The organism is Streptomyces spinosus, from assembly GCF_020400655.1.
Classification (GTDB): domain Bacteria; phylum Actinomycetota; class Actinomycetes; order Streptomycetales; family Streptomycetaceae; genus Streptomyces; species Streptomyces argyrophylli.
This window is the reverse complement of record NZ_JAINRC010000001.1, coordinates 45,333-61,234: the sequence shown is the minus strand read 5'-3', so window position 1 is coordinate 61,234 and position 15,902 is coordinate 45,333. Positions and strand designations below refer to the sequence as shown.

Below are 15,902 nucleotides of genomic sequence, written 5' to 3'. Positions count from 1 at the left end.
CATGACGAAGACGGCCGAGCGACGGCCGGCGGCACACGCCGCCGTCCCCCCGGTCCCGGCGCCGCCCCCGGCAGGGGACCGGAGGCGGCGCCGCCTGGCCGACCAGGTCCGCGCCTACGGCTTCCTCCTCGGCGGCCTGCTCTGCTTCGCCCTGTTCTCCTGGTACCCGGCGATCCGCGCGGTCGTCATCGCCTTCCAGAAGTACACCCCGGGCTCCCCGCCCGAGTGGGTCGGCACCGCCAACTTCACCCGGGTCCTGCACGACCCCGAGTTCACGGCCGCCTGGCGCAACACCCTCACGTTCACCCTGCTGGCCCTCCTGATCGGCTTCGCGATCCCCTTCGTCCTCGCCCTCGTGCTCAACGAACTGCGGCACGCCAAGGCCTTCTTCCGGGTCGTGGTCTACCTGCCGGTGATGATCCCGCCGGTGGTCAGCGCCCTGCTGTGGAAGTGGTTCTACGATCCCGGGGCCGGCCTCGCCAACGAGACGCTGCGCCTGCTGCACCTGCCCACCTCGAACTGGTCCAACGGCACCGACACCGCGCTGGTCTCCCTGGTCATCGTCGCCACGTGGGCCAACATGGGCGGCACCGTCCTCATCTACCTGGCGGCCCTGCAGTCCATCCCCGGCGAGCTGTACGAGGCGGCCGAACTGGACGGCGCCAGCCTCCTCCAGCGCGTCCGGCACGTCACGGTCCCGCAGACCCGCTTCGTGATTCTGATGCTGATGCTGCTCCAGATCATCGCCACCATGCAGGTGTTCACGGAACCGTTCGTCATCACCGGCGGCGGCCCCGAGAACGCCACCGTCACCGTCCTCTACCTCATCTACAAGTACGCCTTCCTCTACAACGACTTCGGCGGCGCCTGCGCCCTCAGCGTGATGCTCCTGCTGCTGCTCGGCGCCTTCTCCGCGGTCTACCTGCGGCTCACCCGCTCCGAGGGGGACGCATGACCACCGGCACCCGCACCCTGATCTCCCCGGCCACCCTCGCCCGCCCCCGCGGCAAGGCCCTGTACTGGACGGTGTTCACGGCCGTCGTGGTCCTGTTCACCCTCGCCTTCCTCTTCCCGGTGTACTGGATGGTGACCGGCGCCCTGAAGTCCCCGGACGAGGTGGCCCGCACCCCGCCGACGCTCCTCCCCGAGCACTGGCACCTCAGCGGCTACACCGACGCCTGGGACCTCATGGAGCTCCCGCGGCACCTGGGGAACACGCTCGTCCAGGCGGCCGGCGCCTGGGCCTTCCAGCTGGTGTTCTGCACGGCCGCCGCCTACTCCCTGTCCAAGCTGAGGCCCGCCTTCGGCAAGGTGGTCCTCGGCGGCATCCTCGCCACCCTCATGGTCCCGGCGCAGGCGCTGGTCGTCCCGAAGTACCTGACCGTCGCCGACCTGCCGCTGATCCACACCAGCCTGCTCAACGACCCCCTCGCCGTCTGGCTGCCGGCCGTCGCCAACGCCTTCAACCTCTACCTGCTCAAACGCTTCTTCGATCAGCTGCCGCGCGATGTCCTGGAGGCCGCCGAGATCGACGGCGCCGGCAAGCTCCGCATCCTGTGGTCCGTCGTCCTGCCCATGTCCCGGCCGGTGCTCGGCGTGGTGTCGATCTTCGCGCTGGTCGCCGTGTGGCAGGACTTCCTGTGGCCGCTGATGGTCTTCTCCGACACCGGCAAGCAGCCGATCAGCGTCGCCCTGGTCCAGCTGTCGCAGAACATCCAGCTCACCGTGCTCATCGCCGCGATGGTGATCGCCAGCATCCCGATGGTGGCGCTGTTCCTCGTCTTCCAGCGGCACATCATCGCCGGGATCAGCGCGGGCAGCACCAAGGGCTGACGCCGCCGACCCGTCTACAGAAAGGCAAGCCCAGTGGGACAGCCCAGCCATGCCCGGAAGGACCCTGACTGGTGGCGCTCGGCCGTCATCTACCAGGTGTACGTCCGCAGCTTCGCGGACGGCGACGGCGACGGCACCGGCGACCTCGCGGGCGTCCGCGCCCGGCTGCCGTACCTCGCCGGACTCGGCGTGGACGCCCTGTGGTTCACGCCGTGGTACGTGTCCCCGCTGAAGGACGGCGGCTACGACGTCGCCGACTACCGGGCCATCGACCCCGCCTTCGGCACCCTCGCCGAGGCCGAGAAACTCATCGCCGAAGCCCGTGAGCTGGGCATCCGTACCATCGTCGACATCGTGCCCAACCACGTCTCCGACCAGCACCCCTGGTTCCGGGCCGCGGTCGCCGCCGGACCGGGCAGCCCCGAGCGCGAGCTGTTCCACTTCCGGCCCGGACGCGGCGCGCACGGCGAACTCCCGCCGAACGACTGGCCGTCCCAGTTCGTCGGCTCCACCGACCCGGTGTGGACCCGGCTGCCCGACGGCGACTGGTACCTGCACCTGTTCACCCCCGAACAGCCCGACCTCAACTGGGCGCACCCGGTGGTCCGCCAGGAGCACGAGGACATCCTGCGCTTCTGGTTCGAGCGGGGTGTCGCCGGCGTCCGCATCGACTCCGCCGCCCTCCTCGCCAAGGACCCGGACCTCCCGGACCTCGCCGCGCACCCGCGGCCGCACCCGTTCGTCGACCGCGACGAGCTCCACGACATCTACCGCTCCTGGCGCCGGGTCGCCGACGAGTACGGCGGTGTGTTCGTCGGCGAGGTCTGGCTCCCCGATCCCGAACGCTTCGCCCGCTACCTGCGCCCCGACGAACTCCACACCGCCTTCAACTTCTCCTTCCTGTCCTGCCCGTGGGACGCCGGCCGGCTGCGCGCCTCCATCGACACCACCCTCGCCGAGCACGCCCCCGTCGGCGCCCCGGCGACCTGGGTGCTGTGCAACCACGACGTCACCCGCACGGTCACCCGGTACGGCCGCGAGGACACCGCCTTCGACTTCGCCACCAAGGCCTTCGGCACCCCCACGGACCTGGCGCTCGGCACCCGGCGGGCGCGGGCCGCCGCCCTGCTGTCCCTGGCGCTGCCCGGGTCGGTGTACCTGTACCAGGGCGAGGAACTGGGCCTGCCGGAGGCCGACATCCCGGCCGACCGCGTCCAGGACCCGATGTACTTCCGCTCCGGGGGCGCCGACCCCGGCCGTGACGGCTGCCGGGTGCCGCTGCCGTGGGCCGCCGGTCTGCCGTACGCCGGATTCGGTTCCCGCGAGGAGCCCTGGCTGCCGCAGCCGGCCGACTGGCCCTCGTACGCGGTCGACCGCCAGGAGCGCGAGCCCCACTCGATGCTCTCCCTCTACCGCGAGGCCATCGCACTGCGCCCACAGTTCGGCGACGGCCCCCTGACCTGGCTGCCCGCCCCCGACGGCGTGCTGGCCTTCTCCCGCGCGGACGCGCTGTGCGTGGCCAACCTCGCGGCCACGCCCGCCGTACTGCCCGCGCACTCGCAGCTCCTGCTCAGCAGCGGCCCGCTGGACGACGCGGGACGGCTGCCGCGGGACACGGCGGCCTGGCTGCGCGCCTGAGCCGCACGGCGGCCCGGCGGCGCGGCCCAGCAGCACGGCGGCCGGCCGCGCGTCCGAGCCGCGCCCGTACGCACCTTGCTATCCCACGCACCCCCACCACGAAGGGATCAGCACATGCACAGCAGCACCGCAGGACACCTCCGGCGCATGCCGGCCATCGGGGCGGTCGTCGCCCTCGCCGCGGGCATGCTCGTCAGCATCGCCCCGGCCGCCCACGCGGCCGCGGGCGCCACCCTCCCCTTCACCTCCGTGGAGGCCGAGTCGGCGGCCGGCAACGGCACCAAGATCGGTCCGGACTACACGCAGGGCAGCCTCGCCTCGGAGGCCTCCGGCCGGCAGGCCGTCCGGCTGTCCGCCGGGCAGCGGGTGGAGTTCACCGTGCCGCGCGCCGCCAACGCGGTGAACATCGCCTACAGCGTGCCGGACGGCCAGTCCGGCGCCCTGAACGTGTACGTCAACGGCACCAGGCTCGCCAAGACCCTCCCGGTGACCTCCAAGTACTCGTACATCGACACCGGCTGGATCCCCGGCGCCAAGACGCACCACTTCTTCGACAACACCCGGATGCTGCTCGGGCAGAACGTCCAGGCCGGCGACAAGGTCGCCGTGGAGGCGGCGGGCGTCCAGGTCACCGTCGACGTCGCCGACTTCGAACAGGTCGCCCCGGCCGCGGGCCAGCCCGCCGGTTCGGTGTCCGTCGTCTCCAAGGGCGCCGACCCCAGCGGCAACGGCGACTCCACCCAGGCCTTCCGGGACGCCATCGCCGCCGCCCAGGGCGGCACCGTGTGGATACCGCCGGGCGACTACCGCCTCACCTCCTCGCTCAGCGGCGTGCAGAACGTGACCCTCCAGGGCGCGGGCAGCTGGTACTCGGTCGTGCACACCTCCCGCTTCATCGACCAGTCCGGCTCGGCGGGCAACGTCCGCGTCAAGGACTTCGCGGTCATCGGCGAGGTGACCGAACGGGTCGACTCCAGCCCGGACAACTTCGTCAACGGCTCGCTGGGGCCGAACAGCTCCGTGTCCGGGATGTGGATCCAGCACCTGAAGGTCGGCCTGTGGCTCACGGGCAACAACGACAACCTGGTGGTGGAGAACAACCGCATCCTCGACACCACCGCCGACGGACTCAACCTCAACGGCACGGCGAAGGGCGTCCGCGTCCGCAACAACTTCCTGCGCAACCAGGGCGACGACTCCCTCGCCATGTGGTCGCTGTACTCCCCGGACACCGACTCCAGCTTCGAGAACAACACGATCTCGCAGCCCAACCTCGCCAACGGCATCGCCATCTACGGCGGCACCGACATCGCCGTACGCAACAACCTCATCTCCGACACCAACGCCCTCGGCAGCGGTATCGCCATCTCCAACCAGAAGTTCCTCGATCCGTTCAACCCCCTCGCCGGCACCATCACGGTCGACGGCAACACCCTGGTGCGCACCGGTGCGATGAACCCCAACTGGAACCACCCCATGGGCGCGTTGCGCGTCGACTCCTACGACAGCACGATCAACGCGACCGTCAACATCACCAACACGACGATCACCGACAGCCCCTACAGCGCCTTCGAGTTCGTCTCCGGCGGCGGGCAGGGCTACCCGGTGCGGAACGTCAACGTCACCGGCGCGACCGTGCGGAACACCGGCACGGTCGTGGTCCAGGCCGAGGCGCAGGGCGCGGCGACCTTCAAGAACGTCACCGCCACCCAGGTCGGCGCGGCCGGCGTCTACAACTGCCCCTACCCGGCGAACTCCGGTTCCTTCAGCCTCACCGACGGCGGCGGCAACTCCGGCTGGTCGAGCACCTGGTCGGACTGCTCCACCTGGCCGCAGCCCGGCCAGGGCAACCCGGATCCCGACCCGAACCGCAACCTCGCCAAGGGCCGCCCGGCCACCGCGACCGGCTCCCAGGACGTCTACACCCCCGGCAAGGCGGTCGACGGCGACGCGAACTCGTACTGGGAGTCCACCAACAACGCCTTCCCGCAGTCCCTCACGGTCGACCTCGGCTCCTCCTACGCCGTGCGCCGCCTGGTGCTGAAGCTGCCGCCGTCCTCGGCCTGGGGCGCCCGCACCCAGACCGTCACGGTGCTCGGCAGCACCGACGGCTCCGGCTACTCGACCGTACTGGGAGCGCAGGGCTACCGCTTCGACCCGGCCACCGGCAACACCGCGACCGTGACCCTGCCGAGCGGCACGAACCTGCGCTACCTGCGCCTGACCGTCACCGCCAACACGGGCTGGCCGGCCGGCCAGTTCAGCGAGGTGGAGGCCTACCAGACCCCCTGACCGACCCGTCCCGCACCCAGGACCGGGCGCCCCGGCACCACGACGGGCCGGGGCGCCCGCGCGCCCCACGGGGCTGGTGAGGGTGCGGACGGCACCCGGTTTCCTCCCGTACCCACGACTTCATGTGCGCGCCACCGCACCCTTCCCTGACGTTCGCTGCTCTTGGAACACTCGCTCCGCGCGGATTCCGTCATCTGGCGGGTATCGCGTACGTCAGGACGAGAGGACCCTCACCCATGCCCGAAGTCAACCGGCGGCGCTTCCTCCAGATCGCGGGCGCCACCACGGCGTTCACGGCGCTGTCCAGCAGCATCCAGCGCGCGGCCGCCCTGCCCGCCCACCACCGCACCGGATCGGTGGAGGACGTCGAGCACATCGTCGTCCTGATGCAGGAGAACCGTTCTTTCGACCACTACTTCGGTTCGCTCCGAGGAGTCCGCGGCTTCGGCGACCCCCGTCCGGTCACCCAGAACGGCAGGTCCGTCTGGAAGCAGTCCGACGGCACGAAGGACGTCCTGCCCTTCCACCCGGACGCCGACGACCTCGGCCTGGCCTTCATCCAGGACCTCCCGCACGGCTGGAACGACGGACACGCCGCCTTCAACGGCGGAAAGTACGACAAGTGGGTACCCGCCAAGTCCGCCACGACGATGGCGTACCTCACCCGCGACGACATCCCCTTCCACTACGCGCTCGCCGACTCCTTCACCATCTGCGACGCCTACCACTGCTCCTTCATCGGCTCCACGGACCCGAACCGCTATTACATGTGGACCGGGTACACCGGCAACGACGGCAAGGGCGGCGGCCCGGTCCTCGGCAACGACGAGGCGGGCTACGGCTGGACCACGTACCCCGAGCGCCTGGAGCGGGCCGGGGTCTCCTGGAAGATCTACCAGGACGTCGGCGACGGCCTCGACGCGAACGGCGGCTGGGGCTGGATCGACGACGCCTACCGCGGCAACTACGGCGACAACTCGCTGCTGTACTTCAACCAGTACCGTGACGCCAAGCCCGGCGACCCGCTGTACGACAAGGCCCGCACCGGCACCGACGCCCGCAAGGGCGAGGGCTTCTTCGACCAGCTGAAGGCGGACGTCCGGGCCGGCAAGCTGCCCCAGGTCTCCTGGATCGTCGCCCCCGAGGCCTTCACCGAGCACCCGAACTGGCCCGCCAACTACGGCGCCTGGTACGTCTCCCAGGTCCTGGACGCGCTCACCTCCGACCCCGACGTGTGGGGGAAGACCGCGCTGTTCATCACCTACGACGAGAACGACGGCTTCTTCGACCACGTCGTCCCGCCCTTCCCGCCGGCCTCGGCCGCCCAGGGCAAGTCGACGGTCGACCCCGCGCCGGACCTGTTCAAGGGCGACGCCGGCCACCCGGCCGGCCCCTACGGGCTCGGCCAGCGGGTGCCGATGCTGGTGGTCTCCCCCTGGAGCAAGGGCGGGTACGTCTGCTCGGAGACCCTCGACCACACCTCGATCATCCGGTTCATCGAGCGTCGTTTCGGTGTCCAGGAGCCGAACATCTCGCCCTGGCGGCGGGCCGTGTGCGGCGACCTGACGAGCGCCTTCGACTTCTCCCGCAAGGACACCGCGCGGGTCGTGCTGCCTTCCACGGCCGGCTACCTGCCCAAGGATCACGACCGCCACCCCGACTACGTGCCCAAGCCTCCCGCGAACGGCACCCTTCCCCGGCAGGAGCGGGGCAGCCGGCCCACCCGCCCGCTAAGGTACGCCCCGGTGGTCGACGGTTCGGCGGACACCGCGGCCGGCAAGTTCACGCTCACCTTCGCCTCGGGCGCGCACGCGGGTGCGGTCTTCCTCGTCACGTCCAACAGCCGTACCGACGGCCCCTGGACGTACACCACGGAGGCCGGCAAGACGCTCTCGGACACCTGGAACTCGGCGTACTCCGGCGGCGACTACGACCTCTCCGTGCACGGCCCCAACGGCTTCCTGCGCGTCTTCAAGGGCCGCAACAAGGTCGCCGGCCCCGAGGTCACCGCGCGGCACAAGGGCGACGACGTCGAGCTCACCTTCACCAACCAGGGCTCCGGCACGGCGAAGCTGAAGCTGGCCAACGGCTACGGCGGCAAGCCGGTGACGGTGTCGGTCCGGCCCGGAGCGACCGTGCGGCACACCGTGGCGCTCGCGGGCAGCAAGCGCTGGTACGACCTGACCGTGACCTCCGAGGCCGACCCGGCCTTCGTGCGCCGCTTCACCGGGCACGTGGAGAACGGGCGGCCCGGCGTCAGCGACCCGGCCATCGTCACGGGGTGAGCGGGCGATGAGCACCGCTCCGTGCGGACTGGTCAGGTACCGGTCATATCAGGGTAGTGTGCCCCGGTGACCACGCAATCGAACACTCCTGCTGGCTGGTACCCGGATCCGCACGGAGCGGCGCAGACGCTCCGTTACTGGGACGGCACGCAATGGACCGAGCACACCAACCCGGCCCAGCAGCAGGCCGGGCAGGTTCCGCCGCCGCAGGCGGCCTTCCCGCAGCAGCAGGCCGGTGACGCCAGGGTGCAGCGCCAGGTGCAGCAGCAGGCCGGCGTCGCGGGCGGCGGGCCCGGTGGGGGCACCCTCTTCACCGAGCCCGTCCTGGTCGTGAACCAGAAGGCCAAGCTGATCGAGCTGACCAACGAGTACAAGGTCATGGATCAGAACGGCCGGGAGATCGGCTCGGTCACCCAGGTCGGTCAGGGCGTACTGCGCAAGATCCTGCGCTTCGTCTCCAGCCTGGACCAGTTCCTCACCCACAAGCTGGAGATCCGCGACGCCCACGGCCGGCCGCAGCTGCTGCTGACCCGGCCCGCGAAGATCTTCAAGTCGCGGGTGGTCGTGACCCGCCCGGACGGCTCGCCGGTCGGTGAGATCGTCCAGAAGAACATGATCGGGAAGATCAACTTCGCGATGACGGCGGACGGCCGGCAGGTCGGCGCCATCAAGGCGGAGAACTGGCGGGCCTGGAACTTCGCGATCGTCGACCACGCCGACAACGAGGTCGCCCGGATCACCAAGACCTGGGAGGGCCTCGCCAAGACGCTGTTCACCACGGCGGACAACTACGTCCTGCAGATCCACTACCAGCTGCCCGAACCGCTGCTGAGCCTCGTGGTGGCCACGGCGCTGACGGTGGACACCGCGCTCAAGCAGGACGCGCGCGGCTGGGGCTGACCGGCGCGAGCGGACGGGGCGCGAACAGCACGGCGACGGCGGCCGGTGCCCGCGGAAGGTTCCGCGCACCGGCCGCCGCCGTACGCCCCGGTCACAGTGCCGTGAGGTGCCCCGGCTGCTCCGGCTGCCGGGGCAGCAGCACCGGTTCCGCGGTCGCCGTACCCGGCTCCAGCGCCAGCACGGCCGCCACCGGGTGCTCGTCGCCGGCCTCGTCCTCGCCGGCGGGCGCGGGTGCCACCCGGGTCAGCAGCACCACGCCCCAGGAGGCCAGTCCCGCCCCGGCGAGGGCCAGCAGCACCCCGGCGGCGCCGCCCCGCAGGCCCTGCCCCAGCAGGGTCAGCCCGATCACCGCCGCGGCCACCGGGTTGGTCAGGGTGACCACGGCCAGCGGGGCGCCGAGGCCGCCGCGATAGGCCGTCTGGGACAGCAGCAGCCCGCCGACGGCGAACGCGGCGACGAGCACCGCGACCACGATCACCTCGGTGCTCAGCGCCGGGCCCGAGCGGTCCGTCGCCGCCACCGTCACCGTCTGGGTGAGCGCGGAGGCGACCCCGGAGGCGAAGCCGGACGCGGTGGCGTGCCGCAGGCCCGGCCGGGCGCCGGGCCGGGACAGCACACCGATCGCGGAGGCGGTCGTACCGGCGACCACGAGGGCCTCGGTCAGCGACAGCACCCGGGCGGGCGCCGGGCCGGAGGCGGTGACCAGCAGCGCGGCGAGCCCGAGCAGCGTGAGCGCCGTACCGCGCCACTCCGCCGCGCTGACCCGCCGTCCCGCCGCCCGCGCGCCCAGGGGTACGGCGGCGACCAGGGTGAGCGCGCCCAGCGGCTGTACGACGGTCAGCGGGCCGTACTTCAGGGCGACGACGTGCAGCAGCGCGGCGGCGGCGTTCAGCCCGACCGCCGACCACCAGGCCCCGGTGCCCAGCAGCCGCAGCAGGCCGGTGCCGGCGCTGCGCGCGGCGAGCCGTTCCTGGGCGACGGCGGCGAGCGCGTAGGCGACGGCCGACACCAGCGACAGGCCGAGGGCGGCCAGGGCGGCGGCGCTCATCGGCCCGCTCCCGCCAGGACGGCCTCGCGCGGCTTCGGCAGGCCGCTGCCGCGACCCGCCGTACGGGCCGTGCGATGCGGCGCGGGGACGACGGCGAGGGCGAGGCCGAGCATGGCCGTGGCGACGATCGCGTCGAGCCAGTAGTGGTTCGCCGTGCCCACGATCACCAGCAGGGTGACCAGCGGGTGCAGCAGCCACAGCCCGCGCCATCGGGACCGGGTGGCGGCCATCAGGCCGATCGCCACCATCAGCGCCCAGCCGAAGTGCAGCGAGGGCATCGCCGCGAACTGGTTGGAGAGGTGGTCGCTGGTCGGCGGGCCGTACACGGACGGGCCGTAGACCCGGGCGGTGTCGACCAGGCCCGTCCCGCTCAGCATGCGCGGCGGGGCCAGCGGGAACGTGAACGGCAGCACGAGGGCGGCCGTGGTGAGGACCGCGAGGACCCGGCGGGCCCAGACATAGTGCGCGGGCTGCCTCAGGTACAGCCAGACCAGGAAGGCGAGCGTGGCCGGGAAGTGGACGGTCGCGTAGTACGTGTTCGCCAGGTGGACGAAGGTGCCGTCGTGCAGCAGGGCGGACTGCACGGCGGTCTCGTGGGGGAGGTGGACGCCGCGCTCCAGGTGCCAGACGTGCCGGGCGTTGCGGAAGGCCTCCGCGGTGTGCCCGGTGGCCAGTTGGCGGCCCAGTTTGTAGACCAGGAAGAGCCCGGCGACCAGCAGGAACTCACGTATCAGAGACGGACGGGCCGGAGTCTCCGGTTCTCCGTCCGCCTCCGCAGGCTCGGTTCGGGAATTCATCCCCCGGCCCCCTCGCTGACGGTGGTGCGTGTGGTGGTGCGAGCCCCGGTCCGCACCGGAACTCATCGATACGTCGCCGTACCGATACGCCAGTGTACCGATACGGTCGGGTACCGGTACACTGGCGTATCGATTGATGTGCGCCACACTGGAAACAGCACGGGACACACGCGGGCACCAGGCACCGCACGAGCACGGCAGACAGACACGAGTGAAGGGAAGCACCGCATGACGTCGCAGGCCGCGGACGCACCGGACACGGTCGTCGCCTCGCGCCGCTCCAAGATCACGCCGGAGCGTGAGCGGGAGTTCTTCGACGCCGTGCTGGAACAGATCCGCCAGTGCGGCTATGACTCCGTCACCATGGAGGGCATCGCCGCCAGCACCCGGTGCAGCAAGTCCACGCTCTACCGGCAGTGGAAGACCAAGCCGCAGTTCGTCGCTGCGGCGCTGCGCGCCAGCCGCCAGGTGAAGTTCGCCGGCATCGACACCGGATCGCTCGCCGGGGACCTGCGCCGGGCCGCGCGGGCCGCGGGCGACTGGTCCGGCAAGGACACCCGACTGCTCCAGGCGCTGGGGCACGCGGTGACGACGGACCAGGAGCTGGCCCAGGCGCTGCGCGAGGCGCTGGTGGACCCGGAGATCGCCGCGCTCCAGGAGATCCTGGCCCGGGGCGTGGCCCGGGGCGAGGTCCGGGCGGGCCACCCCGCGCTGGAGTACATCCCGGCCATGATGTTCGGCGTCCTGCGCGTGCGCCCGATGCTCGACGGCCAGTACGCCGACTCCGACTACCTCGTCCGCTTCGTGGAGGCCGCCGTGCTGCCCTCGCTCGGACTGACATGAGAACCAGGCCGCCGTTCACGGGATGACTGGACGGTGACCTGCCCGCGCCGCACCGTGGGGACGGGGGCGGCGCGCACCCCCCGGCCGGGTGGGGTTCCCCTTGAGCGGAGGGGAATCCCACCCGGCCGATCCGTCTCTCAGACGTCCTGGCCGCTTCCGCCGCCGGACGAGACCTTGATCCCCTCGAGTATCTCGTCGATCACGGACAGCTTCTGCCCGACGTCCACGCCGAAGCGGACCACCACGATCTGCCGGGCGTTGTCGGGGGAGGGGAAGGCGACCGACTCGACATAGCCGTCGGACCCCTTGCTGGTGACGGCCTTCCAGCGCACCAGGTAGCCCTTCTGCCCGGCCACCGTCACCGCCCGGGAGGCCAGCACCTCGTGCGAGGTGATGCTGCCGTAGGTGGTGCCGCCGTACGACTGCTTGGCGTTGGCGGCGATGTCCGCCTTCGCGACCGCCTCCGCCGTGTCGGCCTCGATGCCCAGCGCCACCGCCGGGGCCGTGTAGGCGCCGCCCGCGGTGCACGTCTGGGCCGAGTTGCCCGGGCACTTGTAGGCGTCGTCGGAGGTCACCTGCGCCCCGACGCTGATCGTCTGCCCGGTCCAGCCCTTCGGCACCGGCAGGCTGATGCCGTTGACCGGGTCCGTCACGGTGCCGCCGCCCTTGACCTTCGGCGCGTCCGACCGGCCCGGGGACGGCGAGGCCCCACCGGAGCCGCCGGACCCGCCCGGGCCGCCGCTGCCGCCCGAGCCGCCGCCGGGCCCGCCGAACGTGCCGCCCTGGCCGCCGTCCTGCCCGCCGCTCGGTGCCTGCCGCGACCCGGCGCGGTCGCCGCCGCCACCGCCGTCGTCGGTGAGGGCGTACACGCCGACCCCGATGCTCGCCAGTACCGCGGCCGTCACCGCGACGGCTATGCCCGTGCGCAGCCGCCGCCGGGAGGGGGCGGGCGCCTGGGCGGGATAGACCGGGTAACCGGGCCGGCCCGGATACCCCCGCTGCGCCGGATACCCCGGGTAGGCGCCGAACCCGGCGGGAGCCGAGGGCGCCGGGCCCGCCGGGTGGGGCGGGCCGGCCGGGTGGGGCGGGCCGGCCGGCTGCGGTCCGCCGTCCGCCGCCGGGCCCCCCGGGGGACCCCACGCGGCGGCCGTGCCGGCGGGGCGGGTCTGGTCCGTCCAGGCCTTGCCGTCCCACCAGCGCTCGGTGGGCGGACCGTCGTTCGTCTGCCCGGGGTCGGGGTACCACCCGGGAGGAGTCACCTGCGTCATGCCCCCACCGTATGAGGCGAGCGTGAAAGCGGGATGAGAGCATCCGCCGCCAAGGGGGCGAAGCGCAATATTTCTCCCCGGATTTCTCGGTGGCCGCCTCGGGCGGGCGCCGTTGACACCCCGTCCGCTGGTGGCGCGGGCGGCGGCGTCGTCCGCCGGCCCCTCACTTCACCCGGCCGGGCAACAGCTGCCGCGAGGCGCCACCAGAGGCTCCGTCCGACGGCTACGCTCGGGTTCCGTACGTCATTCGGGCGACCTGGGGAGGTAACGGGATGACGGAGGGACGGCCGGCGGCGGCCGGCTCGGCTCCCCTGTGGGAGCGGGACGCCGAGCTCGCCACCGTCGCACAGGCGCTCGACGTCCTGTGCGCGGACCAGTCGTCCGCCGGCAGCCTGCTGGTCATCCGGGGCGAGGCGGGACTCGGCAAGACCGCGCTGCTGGCCGAGATCCGGCGCGTCGCCGAACGCCGCGGCTGCGCCGTCTGGTCCGCGCGCGGCGCGGAGACGCTGCGGTCCGTGCCGTTCCACGTCGTACGGCAGCTGCTCCAGCCCGCGCTGCTGTCCCTGCTGCCCGAGGAGGCCCGCGAGTACCTCGGCGACTGGTACGACATCGCCGGTCCCGCCCTCGGCATAGCGGAGCCGCAGGCCGACAACGCCGACCCGCAGTACGTCTGCGACGGACTCGTCGCCGCCGTGCGCCGGCTCTCCCGCCGCCAGTGGCCGCTGGTCCTGCTCCTCGACGACGCGCACTGGGCCGACCAGGAGACCCTGCGCTGGCTCGCGGCCTTCGCCGAGCGCCTCGACGACCTGTCCGTCCTCGTCGTGGTCGCGCGCCGGCCCGGCGAGGCCGGCGGGGACAGCGCCCGCCTGCTCGACGCGGTGGCCGCCGCGGGCCGCCCCGCCCACAACCTCAGCGCCCTCACCCCGGACGCCACCGCCGGGCTCACCCGCGCCACCGTCGGCCGGCACGCCGACGACGCGTTCTGCCGCGAGGTCTGGGCCGTCACCGGCGGCAACCCGTACGACACCGTCGAACTCCTCGCCAAGGTCCAGGACAGCGAACTCCAGCCCGTCGAGGCGCGGGCGGGCGAGCTGCGCGCCCTCAACCGCGCCGCCCGCGGCGGCGGACTGGTCGACCGGCTCAAGGGCCTCGGCCTGGAGGCCACCCGGTTCGCCTGGGCCGCCGCCATCCTCGGCACCGGCATCACCGTCGACATGGTCGCCGAACTCGCCACCATGGACGGCGAACTGGCCCGGACGTGCGCCGACCTCCTGTGCAGCGCCCGTATCCTCACCGAACCCCGGCCGCCCGCCGGCACCGGACGCGGCGACGGCGAGCTGGAGTTCGTCCACCCCCTCATCGCCACCGCCGTCTACCACTCCATCCCGCCCGGGGTGTGCACCGCCATGCACGGCGTCGCCGCGCAGATGATCACCGAACGCGGCCGCGGCGCCGCCGAGGCCGCCCGGCACCTGCTGAAGGTGCATCCGGACGACGACGAGGAACTGGTCGAGCAGCTGCGCGCGGCCGCCCGCGAGCACCTCGCCGTCGGCGCGCCCGATGCGGCCCGCCGCTGCCTGGAGCGCGCCCTGGCCGAGCCGCCCCTCCCCGAGGTGCGCGCGCACGTCCTGTACGAACTCGGCTGCGCCACCCTGCTGACCAACCCCGGGGTCACGATCGACCATCTGCAGAGCGCCCTCGGCATGCCCGGCCTCGGAGGCGACGACCGGGTCGACGCCGTCGTCCGCCTCTCCCAGGCGCTGCTCCACAACGACCAGCTGGAGGAGGCCGTCCGCACGGTCGAGGCCGAGGCCGCCCGGCACGAGGCGGGCCCCGTCCGGATGCGGCTGCAGGCCTTCCAGTTCATGTGGGAGGGCATCCACGGCGAGACCGTCTCCCCGGCCCGCTCCCGGCGCCTGGCCGAGCTGGCGAGCACCTGCACGGGCCGCGACAACGCCGAACGCGCCCTGCTGATCCTGCGCGGCTTCGACGCGATGACCCACGGCGAGAGCGCCGACGAGGTCATCGACCTGTGCGACCGCGCCCTCGTCAACGGCCGCCTCGCGCCCGGCCTCGGCTGGACCGACACCGAGTGGGGCATGGAACTGCTGATGATGCTCGGCAGCGCCTACACCTACGCCGACCGGCTCGACCGCGCCGAGAGCCTGTTCGCCGAGGCCCGGCGCGTCTACACCACGGCCGGCTGGCACGGCGGCCACCTCTCCCTGGCCAACGCCTTCCTCGGGCTCGCCTACCGCAGGCAGGGCCGGCTGCGCGACGCCGAGGCCACCCTGCGCGAGGCCCTGGTCCTCGCCGAGCGCGTCGGCCGGCGACTGCCGCTGTACTGGTCGGCCACCTGCGGTCTGGTCGACACCCTGCTGGCCCGGGGCCGCATCGAGGAGGCCTGGTCGGCCGCCGAACGGTACGGTTTCGCGCCGCCGTACCCGTCCACCATCGTGCTGCCCGACATCCGCTCCGTGCGCGGCCGGCTGCTGCTCGCCGTCGGCCGCACCGAGGACGGCATCAACGAACTGGAGGCCGCCGAGAAGACCGCCGCCTCCCGCGGCGGCCACAACCCGGTCCTCGCGCCCTGGTCCATCGACCTCGCCAAGGCGCTCGCCGGGCAGGACCCCGACCGCGCCGCGCAGCTCGCGGCCGACGCCCGCCGGCAGGCCGAGCGGTTCGGCACGGACACCGCCATCGGCGAGGCCCTGCGCTGCGCCGCCGCCCTGGCGACGGGACAGCGGGCGGTCCAGCTCGCCGCGCGGGCCGTCACCTACCTGGAGGCCTCGCCCTGCCAGTACGAGCACGCGGCGGCCCGCGTCGAGTACGGCATCGCCGCCCGCTCGGTCGCGGAACTGGGCCGGGGCCTGGACCTGGCCCGGGCGTGCGGCGCGGAGCACCTGGTGGCCCAGGCACGGGAGGTGCTGGAGACGGGGCGGGGGCTGCACTGAGCCGAGCCGGAGGCGGGGCGCCCGCGCCGGCCCGGCGTTCCCGG

Annotated in this window: 11 protein-coding genes; 8 read left to right on the top strand and 3 right to left on the bottom strand. The window is 72.8% G+C overall.

Annotated features, from left to right (window positions below; genetic code table 11):
- Nucleotide 1 precedes the first annotated feature (1 nt).
- The 6 genes from LG395_RS00255 (at nucleotide 2) to LG395_RS00230 (ending at nucleotide 8,948) form a co-directional block, all read left to right on the top strand.
- Entirely contained in the window at nucleotides 2-955 is a 954-nt protein-coding gene (locus LG395_RS00255; RefSeq protein WP_171150925.1) for a carbohydrate ABC transporter permease, read from the top strand.
- Nucleotides 952-1,833 (top strand): carbohydrate ABC transporter permease, encoded by an 882-nt coding sequence (locus LG395_RS00250; RefSeq protein ID WP_225807980.1) that lies wholly within the window; start codon nucleotides 952-954, stop codon nucleotides 1,831-1,833. Before LG395_RS00255 ends, LG395_RS00250 begins: the two co-directional genes overlap by 4 nt.
- Nucleotides 1,834-1,866: 33 nt before the next feature.
- A complete protein-coding gene (locus LG395_RS00245) occupies nucleotides 1,867-3,471 on the top strand; it encodes a glycoside hydrolase family 13 protein (RefSeq protein WP_225807979.1) in 1,605 nt (534 codons plus the stop codon).
- A 114-nt stretch (nucleotides 3,472-3,585) separates the two neighbouring features.
- Nucleotides 3,586-5,763, top strand: coding sequence for a discoidin domain-containing protein (locus LG395_RS00240; protein ID WP_225807978.1), 2,178 nt, complete (start codon nucleotides 3,586-3,588; stop codon nucleotides 5,761-5,763).
- 236 nt (nucleotides 5,764-5,999) lie between these two features.
- Nucleotides 6,000-8,048, top strand: a complete 2,049-nt coding sequence (locus LG395_RS00235; protein WP_225807977.1) for a phosphocholine-specific phospholipase C — start codon at nucleotides 6,000-6,002, stop codon at nucleotides 8,046-8,048.
- 66 nt (nucleotides 8,049-8,114) lie between these two features.
- A complete protein-coding gene (locus LG395_RS00230; protein ID WP_171150914.1) occupies nucleotides 8,115-8,948 on the top strand; it encodes an LURP-one-related family protein in 834 nt (277 codons plus the stop codon).
- A 91-nt stretch (nucleotides 8,949-9,039) separates the two neighbouring features.
- Here the strand turns inward: LG395_RS00230 and LG395_RS00225 are convergent, their stop codons facing one another.
- Together LG395_RS00225 and LG395_RS00220 are read right to left on the bottom strand one after the other, a co-directional pair.
- Nucleotides 9,040-9,996: a DMT family protein gene (locus LG395_RS00225; RefSeq protein WP_225807976.1), complete on the bottom strand. Its 957-nt coding sequence runs from the start codon at nucleotides 9,994-9,996 to the stop codon at nucleotides 9,040-9,042.
- Entirely contained in the window at nucleotides 9,993-10,793 is an 801-nt protein-coding gene (locus tag LG395_RS00220; protein WP_225807975.1) for a phosphatase PAP2 family protein, read from the bottom strand. Before LG395_RS00220 ends, LG395_RS00225 begins: the two co-directional genes overlap by 4 nt.
- 228 nt (nucleotides 10,794-11,021) lie before the next feature.
- Between LG395_RS00220 and LG395_RS00215 the strand changes: the two genes are divergently transcribed.
- Nucleotides 11,022-11,636: a TetR/AcrR family transcriptional regulator gene (locus LG395_RS00215; RefSeq protein ID WP_171150908.1), complete on the top strand. Its 615-nt coding sequence runs from the start codon at nucleotides 11,022-11,024 to the stop codon at nucleotides 11,634-11,636.
- A gap of 137 nt (nucleotides 11,637-11,773) precedes the next feature.
- Here the strand turns inward: LG395_RS00215 and LG395_RS00210 are convergent, their stop codons facing one another.
- On the bottom strand, nucleotides 11,774-12,904 hold the full coding sequence (locus LG395_RS00210; protein ID WP_225807974.1) for a DUF2510 domain-containing protein: 1,131 nt from the start codon (nucleotides 12,902-12,904) through the stop codon (nucleotides 11,774-11,776).
- 272 nt (nucleotides 12,905-13,176) lie between these two features.
- On the opposite strand from LG395_RS00210, the gene LG395_RS00205 reads away from it, so the two are divergent.
- Nucleotides 13,177-15,858 (top strand): ATP-binding protein, encoded by a 2,682-nt coding sequence (locus tag LG395_RS00205; protein WP_225807973.1) that lies wholly within the window; start codon nucleotides 13,177-13,179, stop codon nucleotides 15,856-15,858.
- The last annotated feature ends 44 nt before the right edge of the window (nucleotides 15,859-15,902 follow it).